Genomic DNA, 15,650 nt, shown 5'->3' on the forward strand with positions numbered 1-15,650 from the left:
AAAGCAAAACTAGCACGATACGCAGAGCTTGAAGAAGTCATCTCGCAAATGGGTGGCATTTTATGAGATCAATAAATGTAAGCCGCTGTTATGTTCGTATTACTTCCAGTTACGGCTTAAGACATGGTTCGTATAAGTTCTCTGGTGTATTCGTTAGATTAGACGATTGCGATAACAAGATCCCTTTTGCGTCAAATGCTGTGGTCGAAATTCCCGAGTTTGTAAATGCCGAGCCTTGTGTCGGTCAGGTGTGGGAGATTGTAGGTTCGGCTAGCACCTCCATTATTCGCACAAATAACAATTACGAGATAACTCAATTTAAATTTGTTAACCCAGAAATAGCCATGATGGTGATGCCAGAGTCTCTGGAAGAATTTTACAAATTTGTTGGTAGCAACAATGAGTTTGAAGGTATTGGTGAGACAACTACAAGGCGTTTGGGAGAGAAGTTTGGGATTCAGCTACTATCCATGATTAAGTCGGGTGAAATACAGCCTATCGCTGAGTTCCTTACATATAAGAAAGCAGAGTCATTCCTGAAGGGGTTCCGTAAGTACGAGAATATTCAGTTTGCTTTCGAGTTCGCAAAGCTAGGCATTCCACAAAGTATCCAACAAAAGCTATTTAAACTTTACAAAAAAGATGCGTTCGAACAATTAAAATCGAATCCCTATTTACTCCAAACCTTTGGTTTGTCTTTAGATAAGGTAGATGAGATAGCAATTAACTCGTTTGGAATTGATGAGTATGATAGACGACGTTTAAATGCTCTTGTTGAATACGCAATGAATAAGCACTGTCGAGATGGTCATACTGTTATTGAGTTGGACTTCTTGTGGGATCATGTATTTGAGTATACAAATGATGAATATATCGCTGAAGAAGCTATCAAGAGTGCAAGTTCATCGTTGGGAGTCTACTACAACCTTGAGAGCGGGTTAGTTCATCACACTGGACTTTATGTGATGGAAAGCGTTATCGCAAAAAGAATAAAATACCTTTTAAAATCGAAGGATATTCACCTAAGCGGATCTGATATTGCTTATCAGCATGTGATCAAAAAACTCTCTTTTCAGCTAAACGATAAACAAACTGAAGGCCTGATACATAGCTTAAACAGTCGTGTTTTTACATTGACAGGGGGTGCAGGTACAGGAAAGACAACGGTTCTCAAAGCGGTAGTGGATACATACCAGATGTTGAACTTTAAGGTGTTTGGTTTGGCTCTAAGCGGACGAGCAGCTAAGAGACTAAGGGAATCAATAGATATTGAGACTCAAACAATTCAGCGCTTTCTAATATTGAATGACCATGATATTGCATTATATGACTCAATTTTGGTGTTAATCGATGAAGCGTCGATGATCGATGTTCCTAACCTTTACAAGGTATTGATGAAGTTACCACGAGATAGAGAAGTGCGTCTTGTTTTTGCTGGGGATGAAGAGCAATTACCACCTATAGGTGCAGGTTTAGTTCTATCTGAATTGATTAACTCAGGCATTATACCTAGAACCCACTTGACCGAAGTGCGCAGACAATCCTGCGAGACTGGAATACCTTCATATGCTAATGATATTCGCAATGGTCGTGTGCCTGATAATCTGCATTACAAAAATATTTCATTTGAAGTTTGTAACAACCAAGAATTAGTAAGCCGAGCCGTCGATTTGTATATGAAGTTTGAGCGCAAGGGGCAAATCATAGCTCCGACTCGACAGTTAACAAAAGAGATAAACTCCTTGTGCCAAGCTGTTGCTAACCCCTATGGAAGAACCTTGTTGATGGCGGGAACTGGTGCTGATTATGAGGATGTTGGCATTAGAATTGGTGACCCTGTTATTTTTACTAAAAATGATTATAAAGCTGATTTACAAAATGGAACTTTAGGGAAGGTTGTCTCTCTTTATGATAAAGAGGATAAAAATATTCTGGTTAAAGTAAAAATTGATACGGGTGAGATCGTTGGTGTCACATACTCAATGATTGATAATCTTGAACTTGCTTATGCGATAACGTTACATAAAGCTCAAGGAAGCCAATTTGAAACGGTCATAAGTCCTATAACTAACAGCCGAGTTATTGATAAGTCTTGGGTATATACAGCGATAACAAGAGCGACTAAGAACATGTTCTGGCTCGGAAGTGAGAAAATATTGAGAAACGCTATAACGTCTGGAACCAAGGCGAGTAAGAGACAGGTCTACCTCTCCAAGCTAATTACTAACGAGGTCGCGAGTATCAAATAGACTTATATATGTGTACTAACTAATACACGATTTGACAGTTTTGATTATACAGTGTGACTTAATCGAAAAACCGCAGCTCACATTTGGACAAAACCGTGTCAGTGACTTTTCTAATTTAGTCATACATTGCTTTAATGTATGAGTGCTCCATTTCTTATTGATAAACATTGCGTATTACACCTAAATACCTGCGTATTAGTGCTTCATTGAAGTGCGTATTTCGGAGCATTCCGAACAGCCATTTCGGTATGACCCGAACACCTATTTCGGTTTAATCCGAACGTACATTCCGCGATTATCCGAACACTTTTAAGCGAACTCCGAAATCAGCGTTCGGAATAGCGAAAACCGCGTTCGGAATGCCCGAAATCCTTCCTTTTTCTCTTTTAAATCAATAGCTCGCTATTCTTTACTTCTTAAACAAGAACGTAAGGAAGCGACAATGGCTAAAAAGAGAACTCCAATGAACAAAATCAAAGAGATATTACGCCTTAAGTACGAGTGTGGGTTGTCCTACCGTAGTATTGCTAGTTGTCTCAATGTCAGCCTTGCAACAGTCTCAGAGCTTGTCGCTCGCTTTAAGCAAAGTCAGATAGGCTGGCCTCTCCCAGAAGGTTGCAGTGATACGGACCTTACCAAAGCCCTATATCATTCGAAGCAAGCCAGTCGAGACAAGGTTATGCCAGACTTCGCTCAGTACGCTGTCGAACTCAAACGTAAAGGCATGACAAAGATGTTATTGTGGCAGGAGTACCATGAGCAATATCAAGAGCAAGCTTACGCTTACACTCAGTTCTGCGAGCACTTCACTCGTTGGTTCAAAACCCAAAAGCGCAGTATGCGTCAGCTCCATGTTGCAGGTGATAAGCTGTTTATCGATTACTGTGGGCCTCGGCTTCAAGTGGTCAACCCTGATACAGGTGAAGTGCGCGAAGCAGAAGTGTTCGTAGCAAGCTTAGGCGCGTCCAACTACACCTATGTGGAAGCCTTCCCCAGCCAAGGGAAGTCTTACTGGTTAGAGGCGCATGCCAATGCCTTCGAGCACTTCGGTGGCGTCCCCCATCTCTTGGTTCCCGATAATCTACGCAGCGCGGTCAGCAAACCTAACCGTTATGAACCGAGGCTTAATGAAAGCTATCAAAAACTGGCAAATCATTATCAAACTGCCGTGATGCCAGCTCGCCCCTACAAACCGAAAGACAAAGCCAAAGCAGAAAATGCCGTCCTCCTAGTGGAACGTTGGATCATGATGCGACTTCGCCATCAAACCTTCCATACCTTTAAAGAGCTGAACCTCGCCATCCGTGAGCTTATGAATGACTTAAACGAACGTGAGATGAAGCAGTATGGTGCGAGCCGCAAAGCACTGTTCGACAAACTCGATAAACCCGCGTTAAAGCCCCTTCCTAAACAGCGATATCTCTATACCGAAACCAAGCGAGCCAAAGTTGGGCCTGATTATCACATCGAATATCGCCGTCACTACTACTCGGTTCCCCATCAACTGGTTGGCCACCATGTCGAGCTGGAAGCCTCCAACCGTCTGGTGCAGATCTACCACCAAGGTAACTTGATCGCTCAACATCCACGCAGCCAAAGGGAACGTGGAAACAGCACTCAACCAGAGCACATGCCGAGTAACCATCAACATCAAAAGTGGTCGCCTGGACGCTTGCTCAACTGGGGAGCCAATATCGGCCCAGCCACCCGAGAAGTCGTCAATAAGATGCTGAACGCCAAACCTCATCCAGAGCAGGCCTATCGTTCCTGTCTTGGGCTGCTCAATCTGAGTAAAACCTATGGCGAGTCGCGCCTAGAACAAGCCTGTAAAGATGCATTGATGCTGACAAAACCCAATTACACCTTCGTCAACAATCTACTCAAGAACAATCGTGAGGGGCACCTGAGTAAAGATAAAGCGAATACGCCGAACCTTGTTCACAGCAATGTTCGTGGCCCGAACTGTTATCACTAGGAGAAAGGATATGAACGCACTGAATGACCAACTCAAAACCCTGCGCTTAAGTCATGCGGCGAAAGCGTTAGAGCAGCAACAAGAGCAACTGACCACCTACGCAGAGCTGGACTTCGAGGAGAGGTTAAGCCTACTTCTGGAAAGTGAAATCTTGAATCGCAATCAAACCAAAATCCAACGCCTGAAACGACAAGCCAAGCTGAGAGTGGATGCTCAGCCGAGCCAACTTATTTACAAGGAGGGACGAAACCTCAACCGCAAGCAGATGAGCGAACTGCTAACGGGTGGCTATCTGCACAAGCACCAGAACATCTTGATCACAGGCCCAACAGGCGCAGGTAAAACGTATCTTGGTTGCGCACTGGCAACCAGCGCCTGCGACCAACAGCAAACGGTCAGATACTACCGATTAACTCGCTTGCTCGATGACCTGACCGCAGGTCGTCTGGATGGTAGTTATCAAAAACAACTTCAGTCGCTGGCTAAGAAAGGCTTACTACTCCTCGACGACTGGGGGATGGAAAAACTGACTCAAGAGCATGCTGGTCACTTGTTAGAAGTACTTGAAGATCGTTACCAAAACAGCAGCACAATCGTCATCAGCCAGTTACCAGTAAAAGAATGGTACAACATGATCGGCAACGCCACTGTCGCTGACGCTCTAATGGATCGTCTAGTTCACAATAGTCATCGAATAGAACTGGGAGGAGAATCAATGAGAAAACTGGCGCAATCCGAACACTTAGAGTAAAAATAGGGAAAGAGAAAAAGTGCTGGTTAAGGTGTTCGGAATAAACCGAAACAAGCGTTCGCAATCACCGAAATACGCAATTGAAGACTGGACGACCACAAAAGTGATAAACTTGTTGCTTATTTACCTAAGCGTGCCGTTATGATGCACTTCATTGAAAAAAGCACAATATGATAACAAGAACCCTATTTTTTATAGCGCTAATTCTATCAACAGCAGTAAACGCTTCAGAGAACCCTCAAACAACATCAAAATCGGCAGATGAACTTGTCACAGTAGAACAACTCTCAATGCAACTTAAAGAGCTTACAACAAAGTTTGAAGCTATATCTAAAGATAATACAGATCTTAAAAATTCTATTATTCCAAATATTGAGAAAGCCCAAAAGCAATTCACTCAAATCAACAGTAAAAATGCAGAGATAGCTCAATATCTTAAAGAGCAAAACGTTGACTATGAATCGCTCGAAAAGAGAGATGTCGATTTACATCTTTTTATGAACTCACCTAACACTCCCGCGTGGATTAATTTTTGGGCGGTGATAGTTAGTATCGGAGGCTCGATTGGACTCTCACTCTATTTTCTTCATCGGACTCTACGAAGAGAAACAGATAAGCAGCTTAAGCAAATCAAAATAGATGCAAAAGAGCGTAAGCAAGAACATCTCGCTCTTCTGCAAACTCAACAGAAACAAAATGATGATTCATTAAAAAGCCAAATCCAACTTGCTAAAAATGAGCAGAAAGAACGTCATAAAGTCGTAATTGATGAACTTCGTCAAAAGTGGATTAACACCTTTCGAGATGAAGCTAGTAGTTATGTCAGAGTCGCAACTCAACTACTCCATTTCTATGAAATCGAGAAAGATATACTTGCTATAGTTAAAAGTTTGAAAAGTGCAGAAAGACGGTGCGCCAAGTTTCGAGCTGATTTCCGTGAAGAAAATAGCGGATTGCCACGAATCCTCTCAGAAGAAAACAATAATGAGTACAGAGAATTAAAAATGCATGAGAGGCAAGCAAGAGAAGACTTTGACAGTGTCAAACCCACGTATGCAGAGCTTAAGAAACTTGAATCTGAACTAATCGAAAAGAAAGTTAAGATTAGTTTTATGCTTAACCCAGATAAAGACGTAAACAGTTTAAATAATAAAGCTTTTGATAATGAGATTTTAGAATTAGCCACCCTTATAAATGATGCATTTATCTCAGAACAAAGGGTGTATCAAGCACTTACAAACGAACGTCTGATCAAAGAAAAAATTGCAGAGTTTCAGCGCATCGTTCCCTTGATGCTCAAAGCTGAATGGGATAGAGTGCAGAGAAAACAGCAGTAGCAAACGCTTTGATAAAAATATATCTCCCTCTTCAGGTCAATTTCTGTAAAGTCGGCTGCATATCGGCGTTTTTCAAGCTAGTTGTCACTACTTGATTAATTATCAAGCAGCTTCTTTTTCTGGGTTCAGGTGAACTTCTCCGATTGGTTCGCAGTTGCGTATTTTACCTGACCAACGTTCTGGTTTTGCTTGGCGATGTGCCATCAACACCTTAGCTCTTTTCTTTAAAATCTCTGTATCCTTTCCACTATGTCGCTCTGAAGGTGTCACGTAATTCAGCCGACTATGTTTATGCTCCGTGTTGTACCAGATTACGAAGCTTTCTACCCAAGAACGGCTTCGTTCAAGGCTTTCGAACCCTTTTGATGGCCAGCTCGGAACATATTTAAGCGTTCGGAACAGTGACTCTACATACGGATTGTCGTCGCTCACTCGAGGACGACTGTAAGATGAAGTAATGCCAAGCTCCTCCATTTTTGCCTTGAACGTCAACGACTTCATTGGCGCACCATTATCTGAGTGCAGCACCAATGCTTGATTGAAGCATTGCTCTCGCATCAGCGTGCGCTGAAGTAGTTGAGATGCCATCTCTCCGCACTCTCGGTCATAGACATCATACCCAACAACTTTTCGACTGTAGATGTCTTCAATGAGGTAAAGGTAATAATGTTGTCCACGAACACCTGAAGGTAGATACGTAATATCCCAAGTAAATACCTGATTTGGACCTGTCGCTGTGTAGCTTGTTGGTGTTGATGATTTTTTACGGCTACGTTGACGGCCTCTACGGTTAAGTTGTCCTGCCGCTTTTAATACGCGATAAAAGCTGGCTTCAGAGGCAATATACCGACCTTTATCCAGCAGTGTTGGCACTATTTGGCTTGGCGGCAAACTGGCATACTCGGGCGCATTACTAATATCAATAATATCTTGCCGCTCTTGCTCTGAGAGCTTATTAACAGGCTCAGGTCTTATCGACGTTGGTCGCTCATCAGCTTGTATCTTTCCGCGCTGATACCAGCGACGGTAAGTCCGTAAATCTATCTCAGCTTCATTGCACGCACGCTCTAAGCGACTGCCGCTCTGACATGCCTCATGGATAAGCGTAACGATATTTTGCCTTTCTTCGGTTGAGGTTAGTCGTCCTCTGGCTCTTCCCCGTAAAAGGCCCTCAGCTTTTTTCTTAGCACCAACAAGGCTGCCGTTTCCGCTAATGCTTTCTCTTTAAAGCGAAGCTCTTTTTTTAATTCTTTGATTTCATGCTTATCGGCTTTAGCTTGTTTCTTTGCCTCGGCTTCACGCTCCTTCGATGACATGAACCCCTGCATACATTCGCTGCGCCACTGCTGGACTTCTTCTGGGTACAACCCGTTTTCACGGCAGTACTGGCTTAATTCATTTTCTGTCATAGAAAACGTCGCAGCGACAATGGCTAACTTAGTTTGCGCGGACCAATGCTCTGAAGGAATATGACTGTTTGGCACAACGGCTCCTGATTCTCGAAGTTGTTTGCGCCAATAATACAGCGTCGCATCACTGATGCCTTCTTCTTTTGCTACTTCGGCTACAGAGCGAGAGTGCGGGGGTAACAACTTTTTCAATACAGCTTCTTTTCTTTCTTGTGAGTAACGAGACATATTTCCTCTGTCACCGCCCCTTTAATTGGTTATTTTTTAACAGTGACAACTAGCCTGACACAGGGGGATATAAGCAGGATATGAATGAGAATCTTATCTGACAGCAAATAGTGCACTTTCGAGCTAGAAAGTGCCACGGGTAAAAACTCACATACCTCAGTTGGTTGGCTAAAGCTTTTTTGGACATTTCCGTGTCAGTGACTTTGCTAATTTAGTTATTCACGGATTACTCTGTGTAGGGCAAAGCCGAACCATAATCGTTTGTTTGTATATTACATACAGGCGCTATCTCCGCTTTTGGATTGCCTTTAATTCATCCATTAAACAATGATGCTTAGAAAGTCCATCCAAATCTGGGAACAAGGTTTTATAGTTCACTGACAAACGGTCAAGCATAAGTATTATGGATAACTTAGCATTTGCGGGTATAGTCCACTCAAACAAAGTTTGATGTTTTGCAGGTTCGAAGAATTCATTTTCGATTTTGAACTCTGGCTCTTTGTGATATGTGAAGCAACCTGACTGAGATTGTAGTCGTGCTGCAACTCCCTTTGGCTGATAGCCAAGAGCACGCTCGGGCTTACCACCAGGAACCAACACATCTTTTTCTAGATAGGCATATTGCGTTGGAAAGTAAGCATAAATTTTGCCATCTTTGTCAAAATGGCTACTACAAGCAAAAAAAGCAGAAGTTAAGATATTTGAAGACCAGTCTAGCAACTTGGTTGCGAAGCCATGATGTTGCGCTATTGCCATTGCCTCTAACTCATTTTCAAAATCCATTTCAGGATACTTATGTGCTTGCTTGAGCCACATTTTAAATTTGAAATCGAACTTGTCTTCCTCGTTGTGCGGAAAACGATGAGCTTTAGGTTCTAGATCCCAGGAAGCAACTGCCTGCCCACGATAAAACCATCCTCCAACATAATCATCTGACGGTAACTTGCTCACTACATCCAGTAATTCTTGGACAGACTTCAATTTATTCACAAATACTTATTCCCATTTTTAGTATGCTAGCGCCGCATTAAAGTGTGAGCAACGCTACCACGAAACCTAACCAGACCACCGTAAATACAAAGCCCAACGAGGGAATGAATAATTCCAAGCGTTGGCAATCACTCTTAAATGCTTGTATGGCTCTTTGGTTTACTCCAAGATTATCAAGTTTACGTAACTTTTTCGATACCACGCCTTTCACACCAGTTGTCTAAACGCTCTCGGCTAGATGAAATAAAGTTATGATCTTCACTATCTGTAACCATATGTAGTAGTGATGAAATCGGACGAAAATAATCTCCGACTTGCTTGAATAACAAGGTATTCATAAGTCGTTTTAGAAGATCATCGAGCTGTACTTCATGACTTGAGGCAATTTCATCAATACTATCCAAGTCAACGTAACCACCAAAAAACATCATTGAGTGAATAACGCTTTTTATGTCTTTGCTGATTTCGACGGGTTGCCACTCTTGTTGACTTTCCCGTGCACTAAGATCAGATTCTTTTAGCCTTATGGGAGAATAGTACCAACCTGCACTATCTTCTGTTTCAAGTGGTTTAGCAAACAATAGTGGAACTGCTGTCTCTGTATCAGAATCTTCCCCCAGGGCATAGCAACGTCAAAATACAGAGATATCTTAGACCAAATAACTTCTAGAATTATACGGGCAGTATTCCCTTTCGTTGAAAGCAAAGCCGCCCACTCACGATCTTCGTTGATGCCGATGAAGGGAACACCATTGCCTTTAACGATGCTAAAGCCGTTGGTAGTGACCAGTGACGGTAGACTTGGAATACCAAGCCCCTGACCAGATTCTTCACCTTTTTCAGATAGAATATCTAAGAAAGCATTACGCATTCCAGATTCAGTCGTATAACCACCATAACCTTGGATAATACTTAGTGGGGCTAGTGTTTCTTGAACTAACGAGTAAAAAAGTATCCCATCTGATTTTGATAGGTTATTAATCTGGCTATACTTCTCAGGTGCTTCTTTACCTGTTATTTGTGAAAAGTGCTTACGCGCAGCATCCACATTTGGTTCAAATGTAGGGTCTTCATCAAATTTTGATTCAAAGAACTCGGCGTACTTTTTCCTGATGACTCTCAGGTGATCAAACGCATCTATGTAATCAGCTTTATTTAGTGTTTTCTTAACTTCAAAAATGCAAAGCACTTGATCTATAGAATAGATATATTCTTGCGTTCGACCATATTGTTTCCCCTCACCACGGACTAACATTCCATCTATTTGTTGAGGTAACATTTCTTCTCCGACAGAAATGAAGCCAGACACTACCTTCAAGTCTAGGCCTTTTGGGATCGCAAAGCCTTGGTCAATCCCTTGCTTTGTTATCTCCTCGTATGCACTTCCTAACGTAGGCATGTGGGGCATATCGACCTCATCTAATGCCTGCGTTTCAATTCGTATGAACTGCTCTAACAGTTCCGATGCTTTTTCTATCATTCTTTCACCCACTTAGTTCGAAGAACAGAACTCTATTTAGATAGTTAATAGCTGCTTTAATCCCCACATACAGCCCCTTTATATCACTTCAATTTATGAACAATAGGTTAGTAGCCATATTAAGAAGTTAGACTGCAATGTGTGCAGCACTCGGATAACTTTTGGTGGAGCAAACGTATGCCAGTGATATGTATATGAGCATTTACTTTAGCTAGCTCAAATCTGGACAAAAGCCGTTTAGAGCTTTGCCTCAAAGCCGTTTGCTTCGGATTACTTGAGTTTGGGTAAGGTAAAGTAGGTGGGTTTGATGCTCAAATGGAGCTACGGTCAAATCTGGTGTAAACCGACCTTTTCTTTATGATGATTCACTTTCTCTGGCTTTCGCTACTTTGTCCATAATCACCAAAGTAACAACGCCCAGCTGCAAGATATTGTTAATAACTGACATCATCATAAGCTTGAAGGCGAATCCTACAGCTTGGGACGTAAAAACAAACAGGCTACACCCGAAAGTAACAAACAAACAAGCAAATGTTACTTTGAACAAAGTAAAGAATATCTCCGAATAACCGTCCTGAATCCAACGTTTGAAAAAGCGATATTTCTGAAGCGAGAACAAGAATGCGGCTATCGCAGCAAGAAACCCCATCATTGTAAAACTGAAACCAGCAACGACTGTTGCTAGGGTCCTTACTTCTTTAAAGCCGACTGACCAGTCAGCATAATGCTTGATTCCAAGGTATGCGAAACCAATAGCTACACCAATTAACGGTGTTAGCCATATCAGCTTCTTAACGCTTGCAATCTCTGTATTGGTCATGACATTAAGCCTTTTCTGTTTCCTCTAGAGGAACCACGTTATCATCGTTGTCAGCTTCTTTTGAGGTATCAACTTTACTAACTTTTGCGGCGAACGGTTTTACCTTTTTATATTGTTCAAGTAAAGGAACGCTTTTCTCTTTGAGGCGATTGTTTGATACATAGGCATTAAACAAAGGCAATAGCTGCATGTTTTCATCGAACTTTTCACAAATCTGGTCAGGTAGCTTTCTACGCTTCGCTTTCGGGTTTAGGGAGTCTGTGAGGTTATTTTCATTATCTAACCAGTGATCCATCAGTTGCCCTTTAAACTCATCATGCTTGGCTTTTGCCCCAATCTGCACTATGCCGTCAGTGTTGTTACTCTTACCTGTTGTGTCGTGTCTGTGAACAATATGGCGGAATACGTCGCGCATGTTAGAACCAGACGGTTCAATAGTAATGCGCAAGTTCCCCAAGCCTGCTGATTCTGAACCAGTCAGTTTCTTACATAGGTATTTGCTAATGTCTCTATCCGCAGCAACATCAATATAGATGCTATTCACTACTTCCATTTCCAGTAGGTCTTTTTTGCTACTAATCGTAGTTAGTGCGCCCAAAGTCACTTCATAGTTATTTAGACCAACCTTCTTGAACATCTCATTAATGTAGTCTGCTAAATCATCAAACCTTGGGCAACTCATCCCACTAGCACAAGCAATCACCTGTCGTTCAGTGCAGATATACACGTATGAAGCAAAAGCGACCTTTTCATTAGCGGCAAGATTCTCTGAGATCTCACTAACGGTAATATCTTGCTCGTTCACTCGCTTGATGATGTCATCATCGCTAGTACGCACAAAGTAGTACAGGTTCTTTTGAGCTGCGATCTTGGTTAAGTACAGCTTTTCATCACCACGTTTGAAGCTGTTTTTTAGTTCAATGTTATTTGAGCTAACAAATGCGTCAATAATCGGTTTGATGTTGTAGAGAAAGGCTTCTTGAGAATCAAACTCACGCAAATAGTAGCCAAAATAACGAAGCTTCATCGGTGTTTCCTTTTGTGCAGTGTATACAAGTGTCTAGATTAATGTACCTCATAGTAATATGAGATTGAATGATATTAGCTAAGTTTCATTTCATTTTATGACAGGCATGTCATCCAGTCCTGCATAAGATCAGGTATTGGATAATTACGTTAACAATATGTGAGTGACTTTCGGCTCTACATGATAATGGGGCAGAAATACGTTAGTGCAAATGAACTAACGTATTTATTTAGGGTAAGAAAAAGTATCTTGAAGCTTTAACGCTAGTATCTATTGGAGGTTCTCTTTTATCCTATCAAACCAACCACAGACCTCTTCGTAAGCTCCAAGCTGTCTGAGATCCTCGACAGTGACAAGCGGAGCTGCTTTTTCGGATAGAATCCTTTTTATCGATCCTGCGCCTTCACCAGCTATTTCATTATTGCCCGCAGCCTTTAGCTCCTTCAAAAATATCGATAAATCCTTTGGAATATTCTTATGTTTCCATTCATTTTCCCAACCATCCACTAAGTCAATGAAGTCATCGTCAATAGGGTAAACTTCTTTAAACAAGCGAGGATGAATATAATTTTCTACCTCTAGCATATTGGTTAATGTAGCCCAAGAGCCTTCTCTCTGGTTAACTTGATCGACAGCAAGCTGGTACTTAGATACATCATTATCATATATATGAACTTCGGGCTTATTCAATTTAGCTAAGTAGTTGTTATTAACCCAATGCATTAAAGTGCCACCGCCTAAGAATATCGTTAATATGCGGTCATCATTTTTCAAGTCTAGATCGAATAGTTTGCCCATATGACTAAAGAACTCAACATCAGTTGGCCCTTCCAGACAAAGGATCGTTTGCACACCTAAGTTATCTATTGAGAGCGATACGTCAGGTAACATACCTAACGTATTTGCAATAGCCTCCAAGTTTTCTTGACTCCCTTTACGAACGATAGTAGAGCCATCTACTCGATCAATAAATCGGATTTTATCTGTATTCACCAGCCCCGCCAGCGACGGGCTATGCGTAGTAATCAGCACTTGAGTATTAGAATTTTCCGATAGATCTACAAGAGCATTAAAAAGTTCAACCTGCCATGTTGGGTGCTGTGATGTTTCGGGTTCTTCAATTGCGTAGATAACGTTACGCTCTTCTGAGTTCTTACGCTCAGCTTCCGCACGGAAGTAATTAAGCAAAATTAACCGCCTTACACCACTCCCTCTTTTATTGATCGGAATGCCATCGTCACAGTTGAATGAGAACGAAAATAATGACTCCCAAGGTTTGTGGGTCATCTCAGGAGAAAGAACATCGGCAATCTCTGGACTCATTTCCTTGAGCTTTGCTAGTGTATTGTGTCCTAATTGTTCAGCTTTGATTCTAATTTGCTCTTTTACATCCTCAAGCTCAGCCTCTAATTGGCTAATGGCTGTTTTTGTGATTGCTTTAAGAGGATCTTGAACTTCTTTATCTGAGTCTTTGTTTGCACGGTCAGATTGAAAAATAAAGAACAGCGGCAAGTCTAACTTTAATGACTCCCAAATTTTCTTCCCATCCTCTTTATCAATTGGGATTTCTATAACAGAAAAATCATTCAGATTTTCAACACCGTATATTGCTTGACGGATGGAAGAGCTTTTATGCTTCTTGACTTCGTTGACATCAAGCTGGTCTTTATAGTCATCTAGAAGTTTCTTTAAATCTGCAATTTTCTGGGTTATCAGAGGTGAGTCAAATGCTGTTGGGTAGTTGGCAACTAGATACGTTTTTAGGGATGATGCCGTTAGTTTATCTTTTGAACAATCCCATACTTTCTTTATAGATAGGTTGTTGTCACTATCTAGAAGATACTCCTTTTTCAGGTCTGTTGGTACGGTATCTATCGTGTATTCCTTATCTTCAGGCTTGAAGGAGACTTGAATTGACATGAAGTCTTGATCAGCCGCATGAACGTTGTGGTCGTTAATATCTATTTTCACTGTATCATTATTGAAAAATATCTCTAATGCTTCGAGAATCGTAGATTTACCAATGTCATTTTTACCAATTATCACATTAAAATTTTCATCAAATCGACAGACACATCCCTGTAACCACGAAAATTTTTCAACGTCAATTTTGTAATCTTCACCCCGTACTCCTTAAGCCAATGAGAAATGGATTGCCACCAAAGCCATAGACACTTTGTGGCATAAGAAAGAATAGGTCAAAGAATCTCATATAGAAATGAGGTGCAGAGCAGTCCTAGCTCAGAATGGGGCAAAAATGTTTCAGCCAGTTCGGGCTGAAACGAACATGGACAAAAGTGAGTCAGTGACTTTACTAATTTAATAAGTAATAAATTACTGTGGGTATAGGCGACCTACAGTAGAGACATCCATGACCTTACAGGCTTTTGATACGTTGCCGAGTTCTTCTGCAAGATTGAGAAGGCCAGCTTTGTGTTTGATTATTGGATTGCTAGTATGACGCATGAGAGTTACTTCTTATTGTCTTTGATTACGGATTAAGCACCTTTAATCAAAGTAGGTAACTCTCTTCTTTTCAAATTGAAGTGTCAGATCTAGTCGGAACTAATACATCTAATGTTCTAAAGTTTAGAACAGAGAGCTGTCCATAACGATCTCGAACGTTGTAAACAACTCAATTGGTTGAGATTGACCTCCCTTCGTTTCTATACAAGCAAAACCTTTAGATGAAAGAGCTTCGAAAGTATCAGTAATATCCTTGATACTGCGCCCACTCATTTCAGCAAGTTCATCAAGATTGTTTGGTTTTTCGCGAGCAATCAAATTCAGCAGTTCAACATTTTCGTTAGACAACAGTTGTGAAAGCACAGCCAGTGATTCAAACAAAAATTTAGGGTATGGTTCTTCAGGCGTCATTTTTCCTTCAGCGATGCGAATCATGCGCTTACGAGCAAGCTCTTCTGATAGAATGCCGATTGTTGCTTTCATACCATCCTCACTCCTAATAGTCGCCATCTAAATCGACTGCATAGTATTCAACGACCTCCTCCAATTGATCTTTCATTTCATGAGAAGGAACAACTAAGTTATCTGTATGCTGCTCGATGTCTTTTTCGAGCAAGTCTAAAAATTGAGCAATGCCCTGGTTCTCACAAGAAGGTTCTGACAGCTCACTACTTTTATATTCCTCACGTTCCATTGCTAGCTACTCCCGTTTTTTATTGACGCGATCACTTTTAACAAATCTGTTGCGATTGCTGGGCATTTGTCGTTCATTAAAACCGTTACTTCATCACCAAATTTCATCGTTACGATTCCATTTTTATCGACACTTAACAGAGCGAAAGACTGCTTCAAATCAAGAGTCGTGTTACTTCCATTGGTCGTGGTTTCAGTCATCTTTCCCTCACAGCTAACGAGTAT

14 protein-coding genes and 1 pseudogene are annotated in these 15,650 nt (G+C 41.4%); 4 read left to right on the plus strand and 11 right to left on the minus strand.

The window, feature by feature from the left end; translation table 11 throughout:
* Window positions 1-62: 62 nt before the first annotated feature.
* The 4 genes from P4S59_RS04675 (at window position 63) to P4S59_RS04690 (ending at window position 6,312) form a co-directional block, all read left to right on the plus strand.
* Window positions 63-2,249 carry an AAA family ATPase gene (locus P4S59_RS04675; RefSeq protein ID WP_337168029.1) on the plus strand — a complete coding sequence of 729 codons (2,187 nt, stop codon included), beginning with the start codon at window positions 63-65 and terminating at the stop codon, window positions 2,247-2,249.
* A gap of 442 nt (window positions 2,250-2,691) precedes the next feature.
* Window positions 2,692-4,224: an IS21 family transposase gene (gene istA, locus P4S59_RS04680; RefSeq protein ID WP_337167981.1), complete on the plus strand. Its 1,533-nt coding sequence runs from the start codon at window positions 2,692-2,694 to the stop codon at window positions 4,222-4,224.
* A 10-nt stretch (window positions 4,225-4,234) separates the two neighbouring features.
* Window positions 4,235-4,975 carry an IS21-like element ISVch3 family helper ATPase IstB gene (gene istB / locus P4S59_RS04685; RefSeq protein ID WP_238131037.1) on the plus strand — a complete coding sequence of 247 codons (741 nt, stop codon included), beginning with the start codon at window positions 4,235-4,237 and terminating at the stop codon, window positions 4,973-4,975.
* A 170-nt stretch (window positions 4,976-5,145) separates the two neighbouring features.
* Entirely contained in the window at window positions 5,146-6,312 is a 1,167-nt protein-coding gene (locus P4S59_RS04690) for a hypothetical protein (RefSeq protein WP_140263772.1), read from the plus strand.
* 102 nt (window positions 6,313-6,414) lie between these two features.
* Here the strand turns inward: P4S59_RS04690 and P4S59_RS04695 are convergent.
* From P4S59_RS04695 to P4S59_RS04745, 11 genes and pseudogenes are all read right to left on the minus strand, one after another.
* Window positions 6,415-7,949, minus strand: a protein-coding gene (locus P4S59_RS04695) for an IS3 family transposase (protein WP_425597862.1) whose coding sequence is annotated in 2 segments (ribosomal slippage) — window positions 6,415-7,481 and window positions 7,481-7,949 — 1,536 coding nt in all. Because the reading frame shifts where the segments join, the coding sequence is not laid out codon by codon here.
* 285 nt (window positions 7,950-8,234) lie between these two features.
* Window positions 8,235-8,939, minus strand: coding sequence for an FRG domain-containing protein (locus tag P4S59_RS04700; protein WP_140263771.1), 705 nt, complete (start codon window positions 8,937-8,939; stop codon window positions 8,235-8,237).
* Window positions 8,940-9,118: 179 nt separating this feature from the next.
* The gene (locus tag P4S59_RS04705; RefSeq protein ID WP_337168655.1) at window positions 9,119-9,520 is read right to left on the minus strand and encodes a hypothetical protein; all 402 of its coding nucleotides are present in this window, start codon (window positions 9,518-9,520) and stop codon (window positions 9,119-9,121) included.
* On the minus strand, window positions 9,463-10,419 hold the full coding sequence (locus P4S59_RS04710) for a DUF6602 domain-containing protein (protein WP_337168030.1): 957 nt from the start codon (window positions 10,417-10,419) through the stop codon (window positions 9,463-9,465). The genes P4S59_RS04705 and P4S59_RS04710 overlap by 58 nt, the downstream gene beginning before the upstream one ends.
* 355 nt (window positions 10,420-10,774) lie before the next feature.
* On the minus strand, window positions 10,775-11,239 hold the full coding sequence (locus P4S59_RS04715) for a hypothetical protein (RefSeq protein WP_000185534.1): 465 nt from the start codon (window positions 11,237-11,239) through the stop codon (window positions 10,775-10,777).
* Window positions 11,240-11,243: 4 nt separating this feature from the next.
* On the minus strand, window positions 11,244-12,266 hold the full coding sequence (locus P4S59_RS04720; protein ID WP_140263769.1) for a hypothetical protein: 1,023 nt from the start codon (window positions 12,264-12,266) through the stop codon (window positions 11,244-11,246).
* 270 nt (window positions 12,267-12,536) lie between these two features.
* A complete protein-coding gene (locus tag P4S59_RS04725; protein WP_337168635.1) occupies window positions 12,537-14,375 on the minus strand; it encodes an ATP-binding protein in 1,839 nt (612 codons plus the stop codon).
* 252 nt (window positions 14,376-14,627) lie between these two features.
* Window positions 14,628-14,732 (minus strand): annotated as a pseudogene (locus P4S59_RS04730) (helix-turn-helix domain-containing protein); the annotation flags it as partial.
* 123 nt (window positions 14,733-14,855) lie between these two features.
* Window positions 14,856-15,215 (minus strand): HVO_A0114 family putative DNA-binding protein, encoded by a 360-nt coding sequence (locus P4S59_RS04735; RefSeq protein WP_337168031.1) that lies wholly within the window; start codon window positions 15,213-15,215, stop codon window positions 14,856-14,858.
* Between the two features lie 13 nt (window positions 15,216-15,228).
* Window positions 15,229-15,426, minus strand: a complete 198-nt coding sequence (locus P4S59_RS04740) for a hypothetical protein (protein WP_140263766.1) — start codon at window positions 15,424-15,426, stop codon at window positions 15,229-15,231.
* A 2-nt stretch (window positions 15,427-15,428) separates the two neighbouring features.
* A complete protein-coding gene (locus tag P4S59_RS04745) occupies window positions 15,429-15,626 on the minus strand; it encodes a hypothetical protein (protein ID WP_140263765.1) in 198 nt (65 codons plus the stop codon).
* Window positions 15,627-15,650: the final 24 nt, after the last annotated feature.

The sequence above is a fragment of the Vibrio sp. M60_M70 genome, from assembly GCF_037162085.1.
GTDB lineage: Bacteria > Pseudomonadota > Gammaproteobacteria > Enterobacterales > Vibrionaceae > Vibrio > Vibrio diabolicus.